This window comes from Ruegeria sp. CDSC085 (assembly GCF_059610465.1).
This window is the reverse complement of sequence record NZ_JBXWNR010000003.1, coordinates 63492-80045: the sequence shown is the minus strand read 5'-3', so window position 1 is coordinate 80045 and position 16554 is coordinate 63492. Positions and strand designations below refer to the sequence as shown.

The following is a 16554-nucleotide window of genomic DNA, read 5'->3' as shown; positions in this document are numbered from 1 at the left end:
CGGTTTCATACAGGCTACCACTCACCCCTGCCGAAAGGGACCGGGGCTCTTCTGCGTGTGCAAAAGAGCCCCGATTTAGCGTCAGATGTTGCAGTGCCGCGTCTATGCACCTGTGAGGATAGGTTACTGCGGCCTGGTGCGTCTTTCAACCATATATTGATACTGGTTCCGCGCGTGGCGCAAAATAAGGTGTGCTACAGGCTTTCCTGAACGTCGGTTGCTGCGCCCTGGATGGCATCTCCGGCTTTTTCGATGTCCTTGCCGGCGCCTTTTGCAGTTTCGCAGGCGGTCAGTGCAAACAGACTCAGGCCAATCAGAATTACGCGGATCATATTCGTCTCCTTAGTGCTCGATCATTTTTCGGTAGCACCTTTCTTCAGGCGGAGCCAGTTCTTAGGCTGGGGCCTCGCCGCAGAAAAGTTCGTAAACGACTTCGAGCATGCGGCGCGGACGTTCATCCGCCAGACGATAATAGATGGCCTTACCTTCCCTGCGAGGTGTCACCAGACCTTCAAGTCGCAGGCGGGAAAGCTGTTGCGAAACAGCGGCTTGCCTGGCGGACAGCAGCTCTTCCAGTTCCGTGACAGATTTTTCACCGGACACAAGGTGACACAGGATCATCAATCTGCCTTTGTGGCTAATAGCCTTGAGGAAATTGGATGCGCGCGTCGCGTTTGAGACCATGCGGTCAAAATCTTCTTGTGACATGTCTTGGGATAGCTGGGGAATTGCCATCGATTGTGTTCCTTGCAAACCCGTTGGCCGGGCGGTGTTTCCGTTACGTAAAGAGGTGTGAGAGTGAGCCCTTCAGTACACGTTTCGTACATTCATTTCTATATGTATGAATCAAAATAGCGTGATGTGTGAAAGGGGAGTTCGGATTGAATGTTCCCGAAACGCAAAGTGCATGCAATTCAACTGAAGGCGATCTGCGGATCAGCCCGGGAAACAACAGATGGTTCGCTTTGAGGATTGATCACGATCAACATTCGGTCAGCGTTCTCACTTGCCCCCCCTTGCAGCCCCCCTTAGCCGACACTAAGACTCAGGTAACACTTGTTGGGATATTGTCCCGATCCATAGCTAAACAGGCAGGTTACGAATGTTCGATCCCGTAGAAACCTACATGAATACACTTGTCCCCATGGTCGTTGAGCAGACCAGCCGGGGCGAGCGCGCCTATGATATTTTCTCCCGCCTGCTGAAAGAGCGGATCATATTCATCAACGGACCGATCCATGATGGGATGAGCCATCTTGTTGTGGCGCAATTGCTGCACCTCGAGGCGGAAAACCCGAACAAGGAAATCTCGATCTACATCAACTCGCCTGGCGGAGTGGTGACCAGCGGTTTGTCGATTTACGACACAATGCAATACATCAAGCCGAAATGTTCCACATTGGTTATCGGTCAGGCGGCCTCGATGGGGTCGGTTCTGTTGGCCGGGGGCGAGAAGGGAATGCGCTTTTCACTGCCCAACAGCCGCATCATGGTGCACCAGCCCAGCGGCGGATACCAGGGCCAGGCCAGTGACATCATGATTCACGCGGCTGAAACGCAGAAGCTGAAGGATCGCCTGTATGACATCTACGTACGTCACACCGGACAGACGAAAAAGGCAGTCGAAAAAGCGCTGGACCGTGACAATTTCATGAGCCCTGAAGAGGCCAAGGAATGGGGTCACATCGACGAGATTGTCGAAAACCGAGCGAAAATGGACACGGAAGAGGCCTGAGGCCAATACCCCGCGTCACCGGCGCGGGGGTCATTTTGAGATTGTAGCCGCCAGAGTGCTGGCCTAAGCTGCACACACAGGTGTAAGCGCCCCCGAAAAGGGGTGCAGGGACGAAGCCCGAAAGGTAGATCATGGCGACGAATTCAGGCGGCGATGGGAAAAACACGCTCTACTGCAGCTTCTGCGGCAAAAGCCAGCATGAAGTCCGTAAGCTGATCGCAGGTCCCACGGTTTTCATCTGTGATGAATGTGTTGAGCTGTGCATGGACATCATCCGCGAGGAGACCAAGGCCAGCGGGCTGAAGTCTTCTGACGGTGTTCCGACGCCCAAGGATATTTGCGAAGTACTGGACGATTATGTAATCGGTCAGGCCACCGCAAAGAGGGTTCTGTCGGTTGCCGTTCATAACCATTATAAGCGTTTGAACCATGCTCAGAAAGCGGGCAGCGATATCGAACTGTCGAAGTCGAATATCCTGCTGATCGGCCCGACCGGTTGTGGTAAAACGCTGCTGGCGCAGACACTGGCGCGCATTCTGGACGTCCCGTTTACCATGGCGGACGCGACTACGCTGACCGAAGCCGGGTATGTGGGCGAGGATGTCGAAAACATCATCCTCAAGCTGCTTCAGGCCAGTGAGTACAACGTCGAACGTGCACAGCGTGGCATCGTCTATATCGACGAGGTTGACAAGATTACCCGCAAGTCCGAGAACCCTTCGATCACGCGCGACGTGTCGGGTGAGGGCGTGCAGCAGGCTTTGCTGAAACTGATGGAAGGGACAGTGGCCAGCGTCCCCCCACAGGGTGGCCGCAAGCATCCCCAGCAGGAATTCTTGCAAGTGGACACGACGAACATTCTGTTCATCTGTGGCGGCGCATTCGCGGGTTTGGACAAGATCATCGCGCAACGCGGCAAAGGTTCGGCCATGGGTTTTGGCGCCGATGTGCGCGACAATGATGACCGCGGTGTCGGCGAGATATTCAAGGAACTGGAGCCCGAGGATCTGCTGAAATTCGGCCTGATCCCGGAATTCGTCGGTCGTCTGCCGGTTCTGGCGACGCTTGAGGACCTGGATGAAGACGCGCTGGTGACTATCCTGACCAAGCCCAAGAACGCATTGGTCAAGCAATACCAGCGTCTGTTCGAACTGGAGGATGTTGAACTGGCCTTTACGGATGACGCCCTGAAGGCAATCGCCAAAAAGGCCATCGAGCGCAAAACCGGTGCGCGGGGTCTGCGGTCGATCCTGGAAGATATTCTGCTGGATACCATGTTCGAACTGCCTGGTATGAAGAATGTCAGCGAAGTTGTTGTGAACGAAGAGGCGGTCATCTCTGACTCGCAACCTCTGTTCATCTATACCGACGCTGCACCGGAGTCGGCATCGGCCGGATAAAATCGGTCATCGATCGCGGCTGTGGTTCGGTGTGCTGAATCGGTTGAGGGGGCTCTGCCCCCGCCACCAAATGAGAACTTCCCCCGCGGTACTCCCAGCCAAAAGAAGCCGGGGATTTCCACCTGGAAGGTTTGCGCGTGCAAGTATGTACAACTCCGGCGGTTTCCCAAGCGGGTAAGGTGAATGGTCATGACGCTTAAACGCATTCCCTCTGGTGGTGAGTTCGAAGCAAAAGTCGGGTACTGCCGTGCAGTGATCGCAGGCGGATGGGTTCACGTCGCCGGTACCGTCGGGCAGGGTGAAGACGCGGTTGAACAGTGCCGATCAGCCCTCGCGACAATTGAGAAGGCTTTGGCAGAGGCTGGCGCAGGCTTTCACGATGTGGTTCGGGTCACTTACATGTTACCCGATCGCAGTGAGTTTGAGCCGTGCTGGCCGATCCTGGCCGAAACTTTCGGAGCCAATCCTCCGGTGGCGACAATGATCGAATGCGGTTTGATTGATCCGAAATACAGGATCGAGATCGAAGTGACCGCCTTTCTGTCGGAGTGACGCAGGTGGTATCAGGGGCACTGGACCTTGGCGGGCCTTTGGTCCATACCTTTCTTCGACGAAATGCCGGAGGCACCCGATGGGAATCCTGAACAGTCTTTTGCGAGCTGTGACCTGGTGGAATGGGTCGACTTTGAACACTCAGATCTATACTGCGCGCAAGGGCGTGAAAGTGGGCGAAGACAATGAAGGCAACGTGTTTTACCGCAATGCCGACGACAGCAGGCGTTGGGTTATTTTTAATGGTGAGGCCGAAGCCAGCCGGGTTGATCCTGAATGGCATGGTTGGTTGCATCGCACTTGGGACGAGCCTCCGACGGATAAACCGCTGCCGCATAAATCCTGGGAAAAACCACATCAGGAAAACCTGACCGGCACCGCGCTGGCCTATACTCCTGCCGGGTCTCTGCGTCGTGCAGAACCGATGGAGCGTAGGGACTATGAGGCCTGGAGCCCAGAATAGACGAGGCAAAAATGTCGACCCATAACTGGACCGAAATTCTTGTCGGCGGCGTCGTATTGGCCGGTGCCGTGGCATTTGGCGTTTATGCCAGTCAATCGACGGGCTTGTCGCAAGGTACCGCTGGATACGAACTGGGCGCGTCGTTCAGATCTCTGGAAGGGGTAGGCGTCGGCACGGATGTTCGCCTTGCCGGTGTCAAAATCGGAACCGTGACGGGTGTCAACCTCAACCCGGATACCTACCGGGCGGACACGACCTTCACGATTGCGGACGGGATTCTCGTGCCGGACGACAGTGCCATTGTCATTTCGTCAGAAGGTTTGCTGGGCGGAAACTTCGTCGAGGTAATGCCCGGCGGCTCGCCGTTCTTTTTTGATCCCGGCGATGAGATCGAGGATACCCAGGGCGCGGTCAGCCTGATCTCGCTTCTGGTCAAGTTTGTCGCTGGAGACGGCAGCGAATGATACGCGTCGCGTTTCTTGCCTTGTTGCTTTCCGGCACTGGTGCGGCCGCGCAGCAGAATGTTCAGTCTGGACCCGGGGCACTGTTGCGGGGCCTCGACAAGGTGAATGGCCAGACCGTCGATGTTGAATTGCAGACCGGCGAGACAGCAGCGGTTTTTGGGCTGGATGTCGCCTTGGGGGATTGCCGTTATCCCGTTGACAATCCAACGGGTGACGCTTTCGCCTATCTGACCATCTGGGAGAGCGGAAAGGCCGATCAGCTGTTTGACGGTTGGATGATCGCGACGTCCCCGGCTTTGAATGCGCTGGATCACGCGCGTTATGACGTTTGGGTCATACGGTGTATTACACTCGCTGCGAACTGATTTAGCGGCGCTGTGAAATCGGCGCTGAAGTTCAGGGCTTCTTCCAGCTCTTTCTTGTAGACACCGCGCGGAATTTCGATCGCCCCCAAAGAGGCCAGATGTGCGGTTAGAAACTGCGTGTCAAACAGACGGAACCCGGTTTGCCGCAGACGGTCCACAAGATACGCGAGGGCGATTTTCGAGGCGTCTTTGCGCCTTGAGAACATGCTTTCGCCAAAGAAGGCCGCGCCCAGGGTCACGCCATAGACGCCCCCCACCAGCGCGGTGCCTTCCCAGACTTCCAACGAATGCGCATGACCGGTTTGGTGCAGCTGACGGTAAAGGTCGTGCAGCTGGGCGTTGATCCAGGTATCGGCCCTGTCGGCGCAGCCGTCGACGACGCCGGAAAAGTCCTGGTCGATTGAGATGTCGAACCCGCAGTTTCGAATACGGCGTGCCAGGCTTCGGGATATGTGAAATCCGTCCAGTGGAAAGACGCCCCGGAACTTGGGATCGACCCAGAACAGGTCGGGGTCATCGCGATGCTCGGCCATCGGAAAGATACCGATGGAGTACCCATGCAGCAAAAGTTCGGGGGACAAGCTCATGTCAGGTATGAGTCAACCGGAGGGTACGGGCCCTCCGGTCCTTGGTGACTACTGTTCCATATTCTCCGCAAGCCAGCGCTCCAGCCAGTGGATGTTATAGTTGCCGCTGCGCAGATCGGGTTCCTGCAACAGGGCGTGGAACAGAGGGACAGTGGTGTCTATGCCGTCGACAATCAGTTCTCCCAATGCGCGTTCCAGTCGGGCCAGCGCTTCTGCCCGGTCGCGACCCTGCACGATCAGCTTGCCGATCAGAGAGTCGTAGTAGGGTGGAATCGAGTAACCGTCATAGAGCGCCGAGTCCATTCGAACCCCCAAGCCACCAGGCGCATGATACGCGGTAATCTTGCCGGGACAGGGCGAGAAATTGGGAAGCTTTTCGGCGTTGATCCGAACCTCGATGGCGTGGCCGTTGATTTCCAGATCGTCCTGACCGAACGACATCGGTTCACCCGCGGCGACAAGGATTTGTTCGCGCACCAGGTCGACGCCAAAAATAGCTTCGGTTACCGGGTGTTCCACCTGAAGACGGGTGTTCATCTCGATGAAATAGAACTCGCCATTCTCATACAGGAACTCGATCGTTCCGGCGCCGATATAGTTGATCTTGGCGACCGCGTCGGCGCAGACCTTGCCGATCTTGGCGCGTTCTTCCGGTGTGATGGAGGGACCTGGGGCCTCTTCGAATACTTTCTGGTGCCGCCGCTGTAGAGAGCAGTCACGCTCGCCCAGATGAACGGCCTTGCCTTTACCGTCGCCAAAGACCTGAATCTCGATGTGACGCGGCGTGGTCAGGTATTTCTCTATATAAACCTCGTCATTGCCAAAGGCGGCTTTGCCCTCGGCACGCGCGGTCATAAACGCGCTTTCCATCTCATTCGCGTTCATCGCGACTTTCATGCCGCGTCCGCCGCCACCTGCAGTGGCCTTGATGATGACAGGGTAGCCGAATTCCTCACCGATCTTCTTGGCGGCCGCAAGATCAGGCACGCCACCATCAGATCCTGGAACGCAGGGCACGCCCAGAGCCTTCATCGTGTCCTTGGCTGTAATCTTGTCGCCCATGACGCGGATATGTTCCGCTGTGGGGCCGATGAAAGTAATGCCGTGATCTTCGACGATCTGCACGAACTCGGCATTCTCGGACAGGAAGCCATAGCCGGGGTGGATCGCCTGCGCACCGGTGATTTCACAGGCCGAGATGATCGCGGGCACTGACAGGTAACTCTGGGGGCTGGGCGGGGGGCCGATGCAGACCGATTCGTCAGCCATGCGCACATGCATCGCGTCGCTATCCGCGGTGGAGTGGACGGCAACCGTCTTAATCCCCATCTCGCGGGCGGCGCGGATGACGCGCAGGGCGATCTCGCCTCGGTTGGCAATCAGGATCTTGTCGAACATGGGCCCGCCTTACTCGATAATGACCAGAGGGGTGCCGAACTCCACAGCGTCGCCATCGCCGACCAGAACACGCTTGATGGTACCCGACTTGGGTGCGTGGATGTGGTTCATAGTTTTCATTGCCTCGACGATCAAAAGAGTGTCACCTTCGGAAACAGAAGCGCCGACCGAAATGAACGCAGGTGCGCCGGGCTCGGGCTGCATGTAGACGGTACCAACCATAGGGGAAGTTACAGCGCCGGGGTGGCTGGCCGGATCTTCCTGAGCGCCAGAAGCTTCCGCCACGACGGGGGCCGCTGCAGGGGCGGGTGCTGCTGCAGGTGCGGCGACCTGAACTGGCGCGGCCGCGGCTTGTGTCATACGGCTGACGCGGACGTTCAGGCTGTCTTCGTCGCCATACTCACGCTTGACCTGCAGTTCGGTCAGATCGTTATCGCGCAGCAACTCGGCCAGAGCTTTGATGAATGCCACATCCGCTTCGTGTTTGGTGTCTGTCATGAGTATCCTCGACGGTTCCCCTTTGGCCCGTCTGTTTCTTGCGGGCTCTGATCAAATTACGCAGGGTTATAGGCTAAGCGGCGGTGCATGAAAAGCATCGACTCGCACCATCACAGGCGGGAATCTCGTATAATTTAAAGGGGCGGACAGGTTACAGAGGCATCCCTGACAATTTGGCGACCAGCTCAGGTAATTTGCGAGCCCCGAATTTCTCAAGCAGGCGGGCGCGATAGGCTTCGATTGTGCGGTAGCTCAGCCCCAATTCCACGCCGATTTCCTTGGCGGACAGGCCGCGGCAGGACAGGATCGCCACTTCGCGTTCTCGGACGGTCAATTCGACAAGGGGACGTTCTTCCGAGATGTCGGAAAAGCTCCAGATTCCATGCAGGAATGGGTCATCCGGTGTCAAGGAACGGCCACGGGCGCGGCACCAGAACAGATCGCCATTGCGTCGGCGCATGACGCGCTCATCCGTGTAGTACCCGGTGTCACGCATCACTTGAAGGCTGCGTTCTCCGATCCTCTCCCAATCAGCAACCGACGGGTAAAGATGCAGCAACGGCATGTTGCGGTAATCGGTTTCTTCACCACCAAAAGTGCGGGCGAACTGCAGATTGCAGCGTTTGATGATCCGGTTTTCCAGCTCAACCAACCCGATCGGGGCATATTCAAAGGCGGGGTCACTCATTTGCCTATCGTGCCGGGAAACCACGCGGAATTGAAGGGGAGATGCGGTTTATTGTGACTGCTGATGCGCTGCTGATGTGTCATGGTTGTTGCGGTTTTTGTTAAGGGTGTAAATGCGACTTGAAAACTTGTGGGTAAACTACAGAAACACATGATATGTTCTGAAAACAGGCGACCGAACCCTGGTCAGGAGAAGCCAATCATGCGCGATATGTTGACAGGAAGCCGCATCCGGGAAAGACGGCAGATTGCCGGGCTTCGGCAGGCAGAACTTGCGCGCCTGGCCGGGATATCGGCGTCTTATCTGAACCTGATCGAACATAACCGCCGAAGGATTGGTGGCAAATTACTGGTGGACATAGCGTCTGCACTCTCTGTTGAACCTTCTGTCCTGACCCAGGGGATTGAGGCAACCCTTGTGACGGCCCTGCGGGAGGCGGCGGATGATGCCGTCGGGCAGCAGGCCGAAGTGGACGGGCTGGAGGAATTCGCCGGGCGTTTTCCCGGGTGGGCCGGGGTTCTTGCACAGATGCACCGCCGGGTTGTTTCGCTTGAGCGGAATGTCGAGGTCTTGTCAGATCGCCTGACGCATGACCCTCATCTTGCGGCATCAATGCACGAAGTGCTGTCCACAGCGGCCGCGATTCGTTCAACAGCGGCAATTCTTGCAGACACAAAGGACATCGAAGCCGAGTGGCGGGAGCGATTTCACAAAAACTTGCATCAGGATGCAGAACGACTGGCCGGCAGTTCCAAGGCGCTTGTAACCTTTCTGGACGAAAGTGATTCGTCAGTTGATCCGCGCGGTGTTCCGCTTGAAGAGGTCGAAGCCTTCTTCGAATCCCGTAGGTACAGTTTTTCGGAACTGGAACAAGGGGAAGACGTGGATGCTGTTGATCTGAGCAGTCTCAACACGTCGGCTGCCCGAATTGTGGCGCGTGAAATTCTGGAGATGTATCGCGATGATGCAACTGTGTTGCCGCTGGATGCACTCAGATCGGGTCTGCAAGAAGACGACGCGGATCCCATCGCGTTGGCCCACCGTTTTTCCGTAGACGTCGCCACCATTCTCAGACGACTGGCATTTTTGCCCGAGGATGTGTTGCCGCAACCTGTTGGTATGGTGCTGTGCGATGCGTCCGGCAGTATATTGTTCATCAAGCCGATTCCGGGTTTTGCGTTGGCGAGGCATGGTGAGGTTTGCCCCCTATGGCCGTTGTTTTCGGCTTTGAGTCGTCCGCTTGTTCCTGTTCGCAAGCAAGTTGTCCAGATGGGCCGGACACCAGCTGAATTCGAATGCTTCGCCTATGCCTGGCCTTATGCTGTATTGGGGTATGATCAGAATCCCGCCTACCGCTCGGTTATGCTGGTTCGTTCGGTCAACGAAACAACAGGTGATGCACCGGTTACGCGGGTCGGGTCGAACTGCCGCGTCTGTCCCAGCAATGCGTGCAAGGCCCGCCGCGAGCCGTCGATTTTGAGCGAAGGCTTTTGACACTTTCCCGGCAGAAGGCTTAGTCTAAAAAGGACCGGTCTCGGGATGGAGGAACGGTCTTGGGGAGGAACTGAAAATATGAGCCGCAAGGTTCTGTTGATCGAGGACGAGCCGAACATTGCCGAAGCAATCCGGTTCCTGCTGACCCGCGAGGGATGGCAGGTCGAAACGCATGGCGATGGAGCGGATGCGGTTCAGGTGATCCAGGGGGCACAACCCGACCTGGTCATTTTGGACGTCATGCTGCCGGGTAAGAGCGGCATGGATATTCTGCGGGACATCAGAGAGATGGAAGAACTGGCAGGTTTACCGGTTTTGATGCTGACCGCGCGCGGTCAATCGCGGGACAGGGAAATGGCGGAAAACGCAGGTGTCAGCCGTTTCATGACCAAACCGTTTTCCAATGCCGAAGTTCTGACGGCTGTGCGCGATCTTCACGCGCAGGCGACGCGAATATGATGACTGGCGAGGGCAACAAGGATAAACTACAGGTCACACGGCCCTCGCTTTTTCTCGAACGTCAAAGCTATCGCCGACGCAGGCTAACGGATGCAGCGCGGCTTCTACCTTTTTTGGGGGCGGCTTTGCTGGCGCTTCCGTTGCTGTGGCCCGATCAATCCAGTGGGGGTGCGGCCGTCCCTTTGTCTTCAGCGACTTATTACATTTTTGTCTGCTGGGGCGCGCTGATCCTGGTCGGGTTGGTTTTTGGCATTGCTGCCCGCCGTTTAGGCGCGCGCGAGGATCGAGACGCGGACGCTGAGTGATGGCAACCATTAACACGCTGATCCTGGTCTGCCTTGCCTATGTCGTTTTCTTGTTCGCGGTAGCTTTCGCGGCTGACCGGATGGCCGCAGCACGGCGGGGAACGTGGTTGCGGTCTCCCCTGATATATACGTTGTCACTGTCGATCTATTGCACTGCCTGGACATTTTACGGCGCGGTGGGCAATGCCGCGCGGTCCGGTTTGGAGTTTGTCACCATCTATCTCGGCCCCACTCTGGTAATGGTCAGTTGGTGGTGGGGGTTGCGCAAGCTGGTGAGAGTCGGACGTAGTCAGCGGGTGACCTCCATCGCAGACCTGCTGTCGTCACGCTATGGCAAGTCAAACACATTGGCCGTGTGTGTGACCGTTCTAGCCGTGCTCGGCGGGACGCCCTACATCGCGCTCCAGTTGCAATCGATTACCCTGTCATTTTCGATATTCGCCGAAGCCGATCCATCAGGCCTGTATCGCGAAGGGTCCAGCGTTTTCTGGGTCGCCGCGGGGCTGGCCGTGTTCGCAATTCTCTTCGGTACGCGCAATCTGGACGTGAACGAGCGTCACCACGGCGTCGTCACGGCCATTGCCGTTGAAGCCGTGGTCAAACTGTTTGCTCTTATCGCCGTGGGCGTTTTCGTAGTGTGGGGTATCGCTGGTGGCGTTGGCCCGATGATGGAACAGATCGATGCCTCGGAAATCGGACAGTGGAATGTCGATGCCGGTCGCTGGACGACTTTCATTTTTCTGTCCGCCGCGGCCTTTATCTGTCTGCCGCGCATGTTTCAGGTGATGGTGGTTGAAAACGATGACGAAAGTCATCTGAGAACGGCTGCCTGGGCGTTTCCGCTCTACCTGCTTTTGATGAGCCTGTTTGTCGTGCCAATTGCCGTCGTTGGTCTGGATCTGTTGCCAGAGGGGGCCAATCCCGACCTGTTCGTGCTGACCGTACCGTTGTCGCAGGGTAATGACTGGCTGGCGATGCTGTCCTTTATCGGTGGGTTTTCGTCCGCAACTTCGATGGTTATCGTTAGCGCAATGGCCTTGTCGACGATGGTGTCGAACCATGTGGTCATGCCGATATGGCTGAACACGCATGAAGGAACAGGGTCAGTCTCGGGCGATGTGCGAAGCATTGTTTTGATAGCGCGCCGTGTTTCCATCGCCGTGATCATGGCATTGGGTTACTTTTATTATCGGTTGTCCGGCGGTGGTGCGGCACTGGCATCGATAGGATTGATTGCCTTTGCCGGCATCTCGCAGATTCTGCCTGCTTTGGTCGGAGGGCTGTTCTGGCGCGGAGCAACCCGTACAGGGGCACTGATCGGGCTGAGCGTCGGTTTCATATTGTGGATTTATACGCTGTTGTTGCCAGGTATGGGCGCACCGTGGATGCCAGAGGCTGTAATGCAGAATGGGCTGTTCGGTCTTGCCTGGTTGCGTCCTCATGCTCTGTTCGGGATCGAAGGGATCGACCCGATGGTCCATACCGTGATGTGGTCTCTGTCCCTCAATACCATTGCATTTTGCGTGGCGTCTCTGCTGAGCTTTCCCAGCCCTCTGGAGCGTTTGCAGGGCGCGCAGTTCGTCAACGTTTTCGATCATTCGGTTTCACCGGGCGGCTGGTCCGGTTCGGTGGCGCAAAGCGAAGACCTGATGATAATGACTCAGCGTATTCTGGGCACCGCCCCGGCGCAGGAGTTCTTCCAGGCTGAGGCTGAAAAACAGGGTGGCCGGTCGCACATGCCGGAACCAACCCCGGGTTTCCTCAACCGTCTAGAGCGAGAGTTGAGCGGGTCGGTCGGAACCGCCACGGCACATGCGATGATCGCTCAGATCGTGGGCGGGTCTTCGGTTTCGGTTGAAGACCTGCTTGCGGTGGCGGATGAATCGGCGCAGCTCCTGGAGTACTCAGGGAAGTTGGAAGAGAAGTCGTCCGAATTGTCCCGCACGGCGCGCCAGCTGCGTGAAGCAAATACCAAGCTCACTCAGATTTCCGAGCAAAAAGACAGCTTCCTGAGTCAGGTCAGTCACGAATTACGTACGCCGATGACCTCGATCCGAGCTTTTTCCGAGATCATGCGGGATACAGAGGGCCTGAGCCGAGAGGAACAGACCCGCTATGCCGCAATCATTCACGATGAGGCCTTGCGCCTGACCCGGCTTCTCGACGATCTGCTGGACTTGAGCGTGCTCGAAAACGGGCAGGTCAATCTGAACCTCAGCGATGACAGTTTGCGTTCGGTTCTGGACCGCGCAGTGTCCAGTGCGCTGGCTGGAGCGGAAAGGAAAATCACGGTCCGGCGGACTCTTACGGCAGAGCGAATGTCCCTTCATACGGATCTGGACCGGTTGGGGCAGGTGTTCATCAATCTGATCTCGAACGCGCAGAAATACTGTGACGCGGAAGAACCGGTATTGGTCATATCAGCCCACGACGTCGGCGGGAGGGTTATCATCGATTTCATCGATAACGGCAGCGGCATTCCACCCGGGGCGCGGTCGATGGTGTTCGAGAAATTTGCCCGAGTCGGGGTCGACAAGGCAGGGGGTGCAGGTTTGGGGTTGGCGATTTGCCGAGAGATCATGCAGCGGTTGGGCGGCGAGATCACGTATCTGCCCGGGCAGGGCGGCGCGGCATTCCGGGTAAGCATGCCCTTGGCGTTCCAGCAGGCTGCGCAATGACCTCGTCGTAAAGAACTTCGTAACGCTCGGCGGGGTAAACCAATAGTCAGTTATTGGAACAACTGGTGATCGGGCGCCATGTCACAAACCGTCAGCGCCGCTTTGGCGCGCAAACTGTCTGTTGGACGAAAAGATTTAGGCGATCGTCCGCGTTCGGTTCTGCGGGCGCTGCGCTTGGGGTTTGCGCGGGCAGCAAGCGATCGATTGAACCTTCCCTTGGCTGTCATCGGTGCAAAGCAAGCCAGCGGCTCTCAGGATGATCTGGTGGAATCTGTCGGTCAGGATTGGCTGCTGTTGGTTTTTGATGGACAGGAGGGCCGCGCTGCGATTTGCTTGAACCCGTACGTAGTGTCCGCCATTGTACAAACCCAGACCATCGGTGAAGTACTGCCCGGAGATCCCGAACCAAGGGTGTTTACAGATACGGACGCCGCCATGGCGGCGCCATTTATCGAATCCGCGCTGACTCTATCCGCCGGCTTAATAGACGCTGCGGACGAGCAGATTTGCCTGACAGGATATGAGCTTGCCGCACGTTCGGAAGATGCGCGCGGCTTGTCTTTGGCCATGTCTGCAGACGCGCACCATGTCTTTGATCTGACGGTTGATCTGGCCAACGGGGTGCAGCAAGGACAGATATCCATTTTCCTTCCGGATCATCCTGCTGCGCCGGACAAAGTTGATGAGGTCACGGAAACGGCCGGTCCGAGGATTGCGCTATCATCGGGTGTTGTTCGGGCGGAACTGAACGCCGTTTTGTGTCGGATGTCGCTGCCATTGTCCGATCTGTCAACGATTCAACCCGGTAGTGTATTGCCACTACACGGGGCACGTCTGGACAGAACTGAGATATTGACTATCGACCGAACGCCAACGGGCATTGGTCGCCTTGGTCAGTGTGGCGGCTTGCGAGCCGTTCGATTGAACGAACATGCGGCTCTACCCGCCTTGTCTGGGGCTGATGCGCAGGAGTTTATCGAGAGCCGAGGGAGAATGCAGCCGCACGACCACCTGGCCGAATCGGTTTCCAATGCGGTGGATGTGATGCCTCCGGCAACAGGGGACGAGGGTTTGGAACTGGCAGACAACGATCAGTCACTGAACGATTCCGAACGGATGGTCGCGGAGATTTCGCAACTGGCTGGCCTTGACGCTGCCGACACAAAAACCGACGCGGAATAAGGTTTAGTCCGCCCTGTTTCGGAATTGCTCCAGTGCGGGGCGCAGATTTTCCAGTTGATACCCGGCATTTGTCGTAGCGGTCAGAATGTCGTCCGTACTCATGCGGTCGCACTGACCAAGGGCCCAGACCACCGAACACCGAGTGCCCGAGGCGCAATAAGCTAAAACCGGACCATCGCAGCTTTCTGTCAGTTCGCGTTGCCGCCTTGCATTCTCGGGCGTCATGGTCTGGTGTGTCAGTTCCAATACTTCGTATTCCATACCAGCGGCACGAACGGCTTCACCGATTGCGTCGGATTGCATGATCGCGGGAACTTCAACATCGGGCCGGTTGCAGATCACCTTAACGAAGCCCGCCTCGGCAATTGCCGGGACGTCTTCTACCGTGATCTGCGGCGAGACAGCATAGCGGGTCGTGATCGGTCGAATCTCCATATCAGATCCTTAGGCCGCGTTTGCGGCTCTGTCCAGTTGAGCGCCAAGCGTAGGCGCCATGAACATGCCGGCGACCATCGCAATCAGAAAGACCAGGCCACCCAACCCACCATAAGTCAACGAGGCCATAGCTGGTCCGGGGCAAAGCCCGGCCAAGCCCCAGCCCATCCCGAAAAGGACCGAACCAACGATAAGCCTTTGATCAACCTCGGGCCTTGCAGGAGGCGGAAAATCGTCCCCGGTCAGGGCGTTGCGACCGATTGTCAGCCTCCACGCCACAAGCATCGGCAGGATGGCGCCACCCATCACAAAGGCAAGGGTCGGGTCCCAATTTCCGAATACATCCAGCCAGCCCTGAACTTTGGTCGTGTCCGTCATACCTGAAATCAACAATCCGGCACCGAACAGGGATCCGGCAAGTAATGCAATGATAAGGCGCATCAGATCAGCTCCCAAACATGGCGCAGCAGGACGAGGGTCACTCCCCCAGCTAGGATATAGAATACGGTTGCCACGATGCCGCGCAGAGAAAACCGCGAGATGCCGCAGACCCCGTGACCCGACGTGCAGCCATTGGCGATACGCGTTCCGACGCCGACAAGAAGCCCGGCCAGAACAACAAGACCCAGATTGCTGGTAAGATGCGTTTGGGCCTCGGGAGCGATCAGTGGCCGCAGCAGGAGCGGCATACCGATCAACCCGGCAATGAAGGCCAGGCGCTCGGGCCACGTACCGCCGGCCTCACCGTCGACAAGACCGCCCAAGATACCGCTTGCACCCATGATCCTGCCATTTCCAAGTAGGTACACGGCTCCGCCCAGGCCAATCAGCAGACCGCCGCACAGCCCCCAGATCCACTCGATGTTCATGTGGAGTTATCCTTTTTGATCGGTTTGACTTGCGTCAGATTTTGTTCACCGGCAGCTTCAGAAAGACATCGCCTTGATCATCGGCCGGAGGCATTTGACCCGCCCGCATATTGACCTGCAGAGAGGGCAGGATCAGACGTGGCATGGCCAGTGTGGCGTCCCTTGCGTCACGCATTTCCACGAATTCTTCGATACTGCGCCCTTGTCCGATATGAACATTTAGCGCTTTCTGTTCACCTACCGTCGTTTCCCACGCGTATTCATCACGGCCCGGCGCTTTGTAATCATGCCCGACATAGATGCGTGTTTCGTCTGGCAGCGACAGGATTTTCTGGATCGATTCAAACAATTTCGCTGACGACCCTCCGGGAAAATCACAGCGGGCTGTGCCAAAATCGGGCATGAACAGCGTGTCTCCTACAAAGGCGGCGTCGCCTATTACGTAGGTCAGGCAGGCTGGGGTATGGCCGGGGGTGTGCAGAACATCGCTTCGCATCTGGCCGATGTGAAAACTGTCACCCTCCGAGAACAAGGCGTCGAACTGGCTGCCATCGCGCTGGAACTCGGTTCCTTCATTGAAAACTTTGCCGAATGTGTCCTGCACGGTGACGATCTGAGCGCCGATTCCGATTTTGCCACCCAGTGCCTGTTGCAGATAGGGGGCAGCTGACAGGTGATCTGCGTGAACGTGGCTTTCCAGTATCCACTCGACCTTTAAATCGTGCGCGCGCACATAGTCGATGATTGCGTCAGCCGATTTTGTCGCCGTGCGCCCCGAGGCGTGATCGAAATCCAGAACGCTGTCGATGATGGCGCAGGCACGTCCCTGCGGCTCATGAGCAACGTAGGACACCGTGAAGGTCTGATCGTCAAAAAACGCTTTCACAGCGGGTGTCATGATTTCCTCCGTATCGGTTACCATATATCATATATGCAAAATGGAATGTGATGCAACATCGAAACTGCATTTGATGCGGGTCAA

21 protein-coding genes are annotated in these 16554 nt (G+C 56.9%); 11 read left to right on the top strand and 10 right to left on the bottom strand.

Annotation, left to right across the window (positions count from 1 at the left end):
* Positions 1 to 194: 194 nt before the first annotated feature.
* Together AC2FJB_RS06795 and AC2FJB_RS06790 are read right to left on the bottom strand one after the other, a co-directional pair.
* Positions 195 to 332: an entericidin A/B family lipoprotein gene (locus AC2FJB_RS06795; RefSeq protein WP_117869646.1), complete on the bottom strand. Its 138-nt coding sequence runs from the start codon at positions 330 to 332 to the stop codon at positions 195 to 197.
* Between the two features lie 61 nt (positions 333 to 393).
* The gene (locus tag AC2FJB_RS06790; protein WP_496717675.1) at positions 394 to 735 is read right to left on the bottom strand and encodes an ArsR/SmtB family transcription factor; all 342 of its coding nucleotides are present in this window, start codon (positions 733 to 735) and stop codon (positions 394 to 396) included.
* 367 nt (positions 736 to 1102) lie between these two features.
* Here AC2FJB_RS06790 and AC2FJB_RS06785 point away from each other — a divergent pair, with 367 nt between their 5' ends.
* From AC2FJB_RS06785 to AC2FJB_RS06760, 6 genes are all read left to right on the top strand, one after another.
* Positions 1103 to 1735 carry an ATP-dependent Clp protease proteolytic subunit gene (locus tag AC2FJB_RS06785; protein WP_117869644.1) on the top strand — a complete coding sequence of 211 codons (633 nt, stop codon included), beginning with the start codon at positions 1103 to 1105 and terminating at the stop codon, positions 1733 to 1735.
* A gap of 131 nt (positions 1736 to 1866) precedes the next feature.
* Positions 1867 to 3135, top strand: coding sequence for an ATP-dependent Clp protease ATP-binding subunit ClpX (clpX, locus tag AC2FJB_RS06780; RefSeq protein WP_117869643.1), 1269 nt, complete (start codon positions 1867 to 1869; stop codon positions 3133 to 3135).
* Between the two features lie 189 nt (positions 3136 to 3324).
* Complete coding sequence (locus AC2FJB_RS06775) at positions 3325 to 3687, top strand: RidA family protein (RefSeq protein ID WP_117872810.1); 363 nt, start codon at positions 3325 to 3327, stop codon at positions 3685 to 3687.
* A gap of 79 nt (positions 3688 to 3766) precedes the next feature.
* Positions 3767 to 4150 carry an NADH:ubiquinone oxidoreductase subunit NDUFA12 gene (locus AC2FJB_RS06770; RefSeq protein ID WP_117869642.1) on the top strand — a complete coding sequence of 128 codons (384 nt, stop codon included), beginning with the start codon at positions 3767 to 3769 and terminating at the stop codon, positions 4148 to 4150.
* Between the two features lie 11 nt (positions 4151 to 4161).
* A complete protein-coding gene (gene mlaD, locus AC2FJB_RS06765; protein ID WP_117869641.1) occupies positions 4162 to 4614 on the top strand; it encodes an outer membrane lipid asymmetry maintenance protein MlaD in 453 nt (150 codons plus the stop codon).
* A complete protein-coding gene (locus AC2FJB_RS06760; protein WP_496717673.1) occupies positions 4611 to 4979 on the top strand; it encodes a DUF2155 domain-containing protein in 369 nt (122 codons plus the stop codon). The genes mlaD and AC2FJB_RS06760 overlap by 4 nt, the downstream gene beginning before the upstream one ends.
* On the opposite strand, the gene aat is transcribed toward AC2FJB_RS06760, so the two are convergent.
* From aat to AC2FJB_RS06740, 4 genes are all read right to left on the bottom strand, one after another.
* Complete coding sequence (gene aat / locus AC2FJB_RS06755) at positions 4934 to 5566, bottom strand: leucyl/phenylalanyl-tRNA--protein transferase (RefSeq protein WP_496717672.1); 633 nt, start codon at positions 5564 to 5566, stop codon at positions 4934 to 4936. The two genes, AC2FJB_RS06760 and aat, sit on opposite strands and share 46 nt — an antisense overlap.
* A gap of 48 nt (positions 5567 to 5614) precedes the next feature.
* On the bottom strand, positions 5615 to 6964 hold the full coding sequence (gene accC / locus AC2FJB_RS06750) for an acetyl-CoA carboxylase biotin carboxylase subunit (protein ID WP_117869638.1): 1350 nt from the start codon (positions 6962 to 6964) through the stop codon (positions 5615 to 5617).
* Between the two features lie 9 nt (positions 6965 to 6973).
* Positions 6974 to 7462: an acetyl-CoA carboxylase biotin carboxyl carrier protein gene (accB, locus tag AC2FJB_RS06745; RefSeq protein WP_496717671.1), complete on the bottom strand. Its 489-nt coding sequence runs from the start codon at positions 7460 to 7462 to the stop codon at positions 6974 to 6976.
* A 151-nt stretch (positions 7463 to 7613) separates the two neighbouring features.
* Entirely contained in the window at positions 7614 to 8150 is a 537-nt protein-coding gene (locus tag AC2FJB_RS06740) for a LuxR C-terminal-related transcriptional regulator (RefSeq protein ID WP_496683947.1), read from the bottom strand.
* A 201-nt stretch (positions 8151 to 8351) separates the two neighbouring features.
* On the opposite strand from AC2FJB_RS06740, the gene AC2FJB_RS06735 reads away from it, so the two are divergent.
* From AC2FJB_RS06735 to AC2FJB_RS06715, 5 genes are all read left to right on the top strand, one after another.
* Positions 8352 to 9644, top strand: coding sequence for a helix-turn-helix domain-containing protein (locus tag AC2FJB_RS06735; protein WP_496683945.1), 1293 nt, complete (start codon positions 8352 to 8354; stop codon positions 9642 to 9644).
* 78 nt (positions 9645 to 9722) lie between these two features.
* Positions 9723 to 10103 (top strand): response regulator transcription factor, encoded by a 381-nt coding sequence (locus tag AC2FJB_RS06730; RefSeq protein WP_117869634.1) that lies wholly within the window; start codon positions 9723 to 9725, stop codon positions 10101 to 10103.
* On the top strand, positions 10100 to 10408 hold the full coding sequence (locus AC2FJB_RS06725) for a hypothetical protein (RefSeq protein ID WP_496717670.1): 309 nt from the start codon (positions 10100 to 10102) through the stop codon (positions 10406 to 10408). The genes AC2FJB_RS06730 and AC2FJB_RS06725 overlap by 4 nt, the downstream gene beginning before the upstream one ends.
* Positions 10408 to 13086, top strand: a complete 2679-nt coding sequence (locus AC2FJB_RS06720; protein ID WP_117869633.1) for a sensor histidine kinase — start codon at positions 10408 to 10410, stop codon at positions 13084 to 13086. The genes AC2FJB_RS06725 and AC2FJB_RS06720 overlap by 1 nt, the downstream gene beginning before the upstream one ends.
* A gap of 78 nt (positions 13087 to 13164) precedes the next feature.
* Positions 13165 to 14268 carry a FliM/FliN family flagellar motor C-terminal domain-containing protein gene (locus AC2FJB_RS06715; RefSeq protein ID WP_496717669.1) on the top strand — a complete coding sequence of 368 codons (1104 nt, stop codon included), beginning with the start codon at positions 13165 to 13167 and terminating at the stop codon, positions 14266 to 14268.
* A gap of 3 nt (positions 14269 to 14271) precedes the next feature.
* On the opposite strand, the gene AC2FJB_RS06710 is transcribed toward AC2FJB_RS06715, so the two are convergent.
* The 4 genes from AC2FJB_RS06710 to AC2FJB_RS06695 are packed head-to-tail and all read right to left on the bottom strand — an operon-like array spanning position 14272 to position 16470.
* Positions 14272 to 14703, bottom strand: coding sequence for a protein tyrosine phosphatase family protein (locus AC2FJB_RS06710; protein WP_496717668.1), 432 nt, complete (start codon positions 14701 to 14703; stop codon positions 14272 to 14274).
* Positions 14704 to 14712: 9 nt separating this feature from the next.
* A complete protein-coding gene (locus AC2FJB_RS06705) occupies positions 14713 to 15144 on the bottom strand; it encodes a DUF6691 family protein (protein WP_496717667.1) in 432 nt (143 codons plus the stop codon).
* Entirely contained in the window at positions 15144 to 15572 is a 429-nt protein-coding gene (locus tag AC2FJB_RS06700; protein WP_117869629.1) for a YeeE/YedE family protein, read from the bottom strand. The genes AC2FJB_RS06705 and AC2FJB_RS06700 overlap by 1 nt, the downstream gene beginning before the upstream one ends.
* 34 nt (positions 15573 to 15606) lie before the next feature.
* Positions 15607 to 16470: an MBL fold metallo-hydrolase gene (locus AC2FJB_RS06695; protein WP_117869628.1), complete on the bottom strand. Its 864-nt coding sequence runs from the start codon at positions 16468 to 16470 to the stop codon at positions 15607 to 15609.
* Positions 16471 to 16554 lie beyond the last annotated feature (84 nt).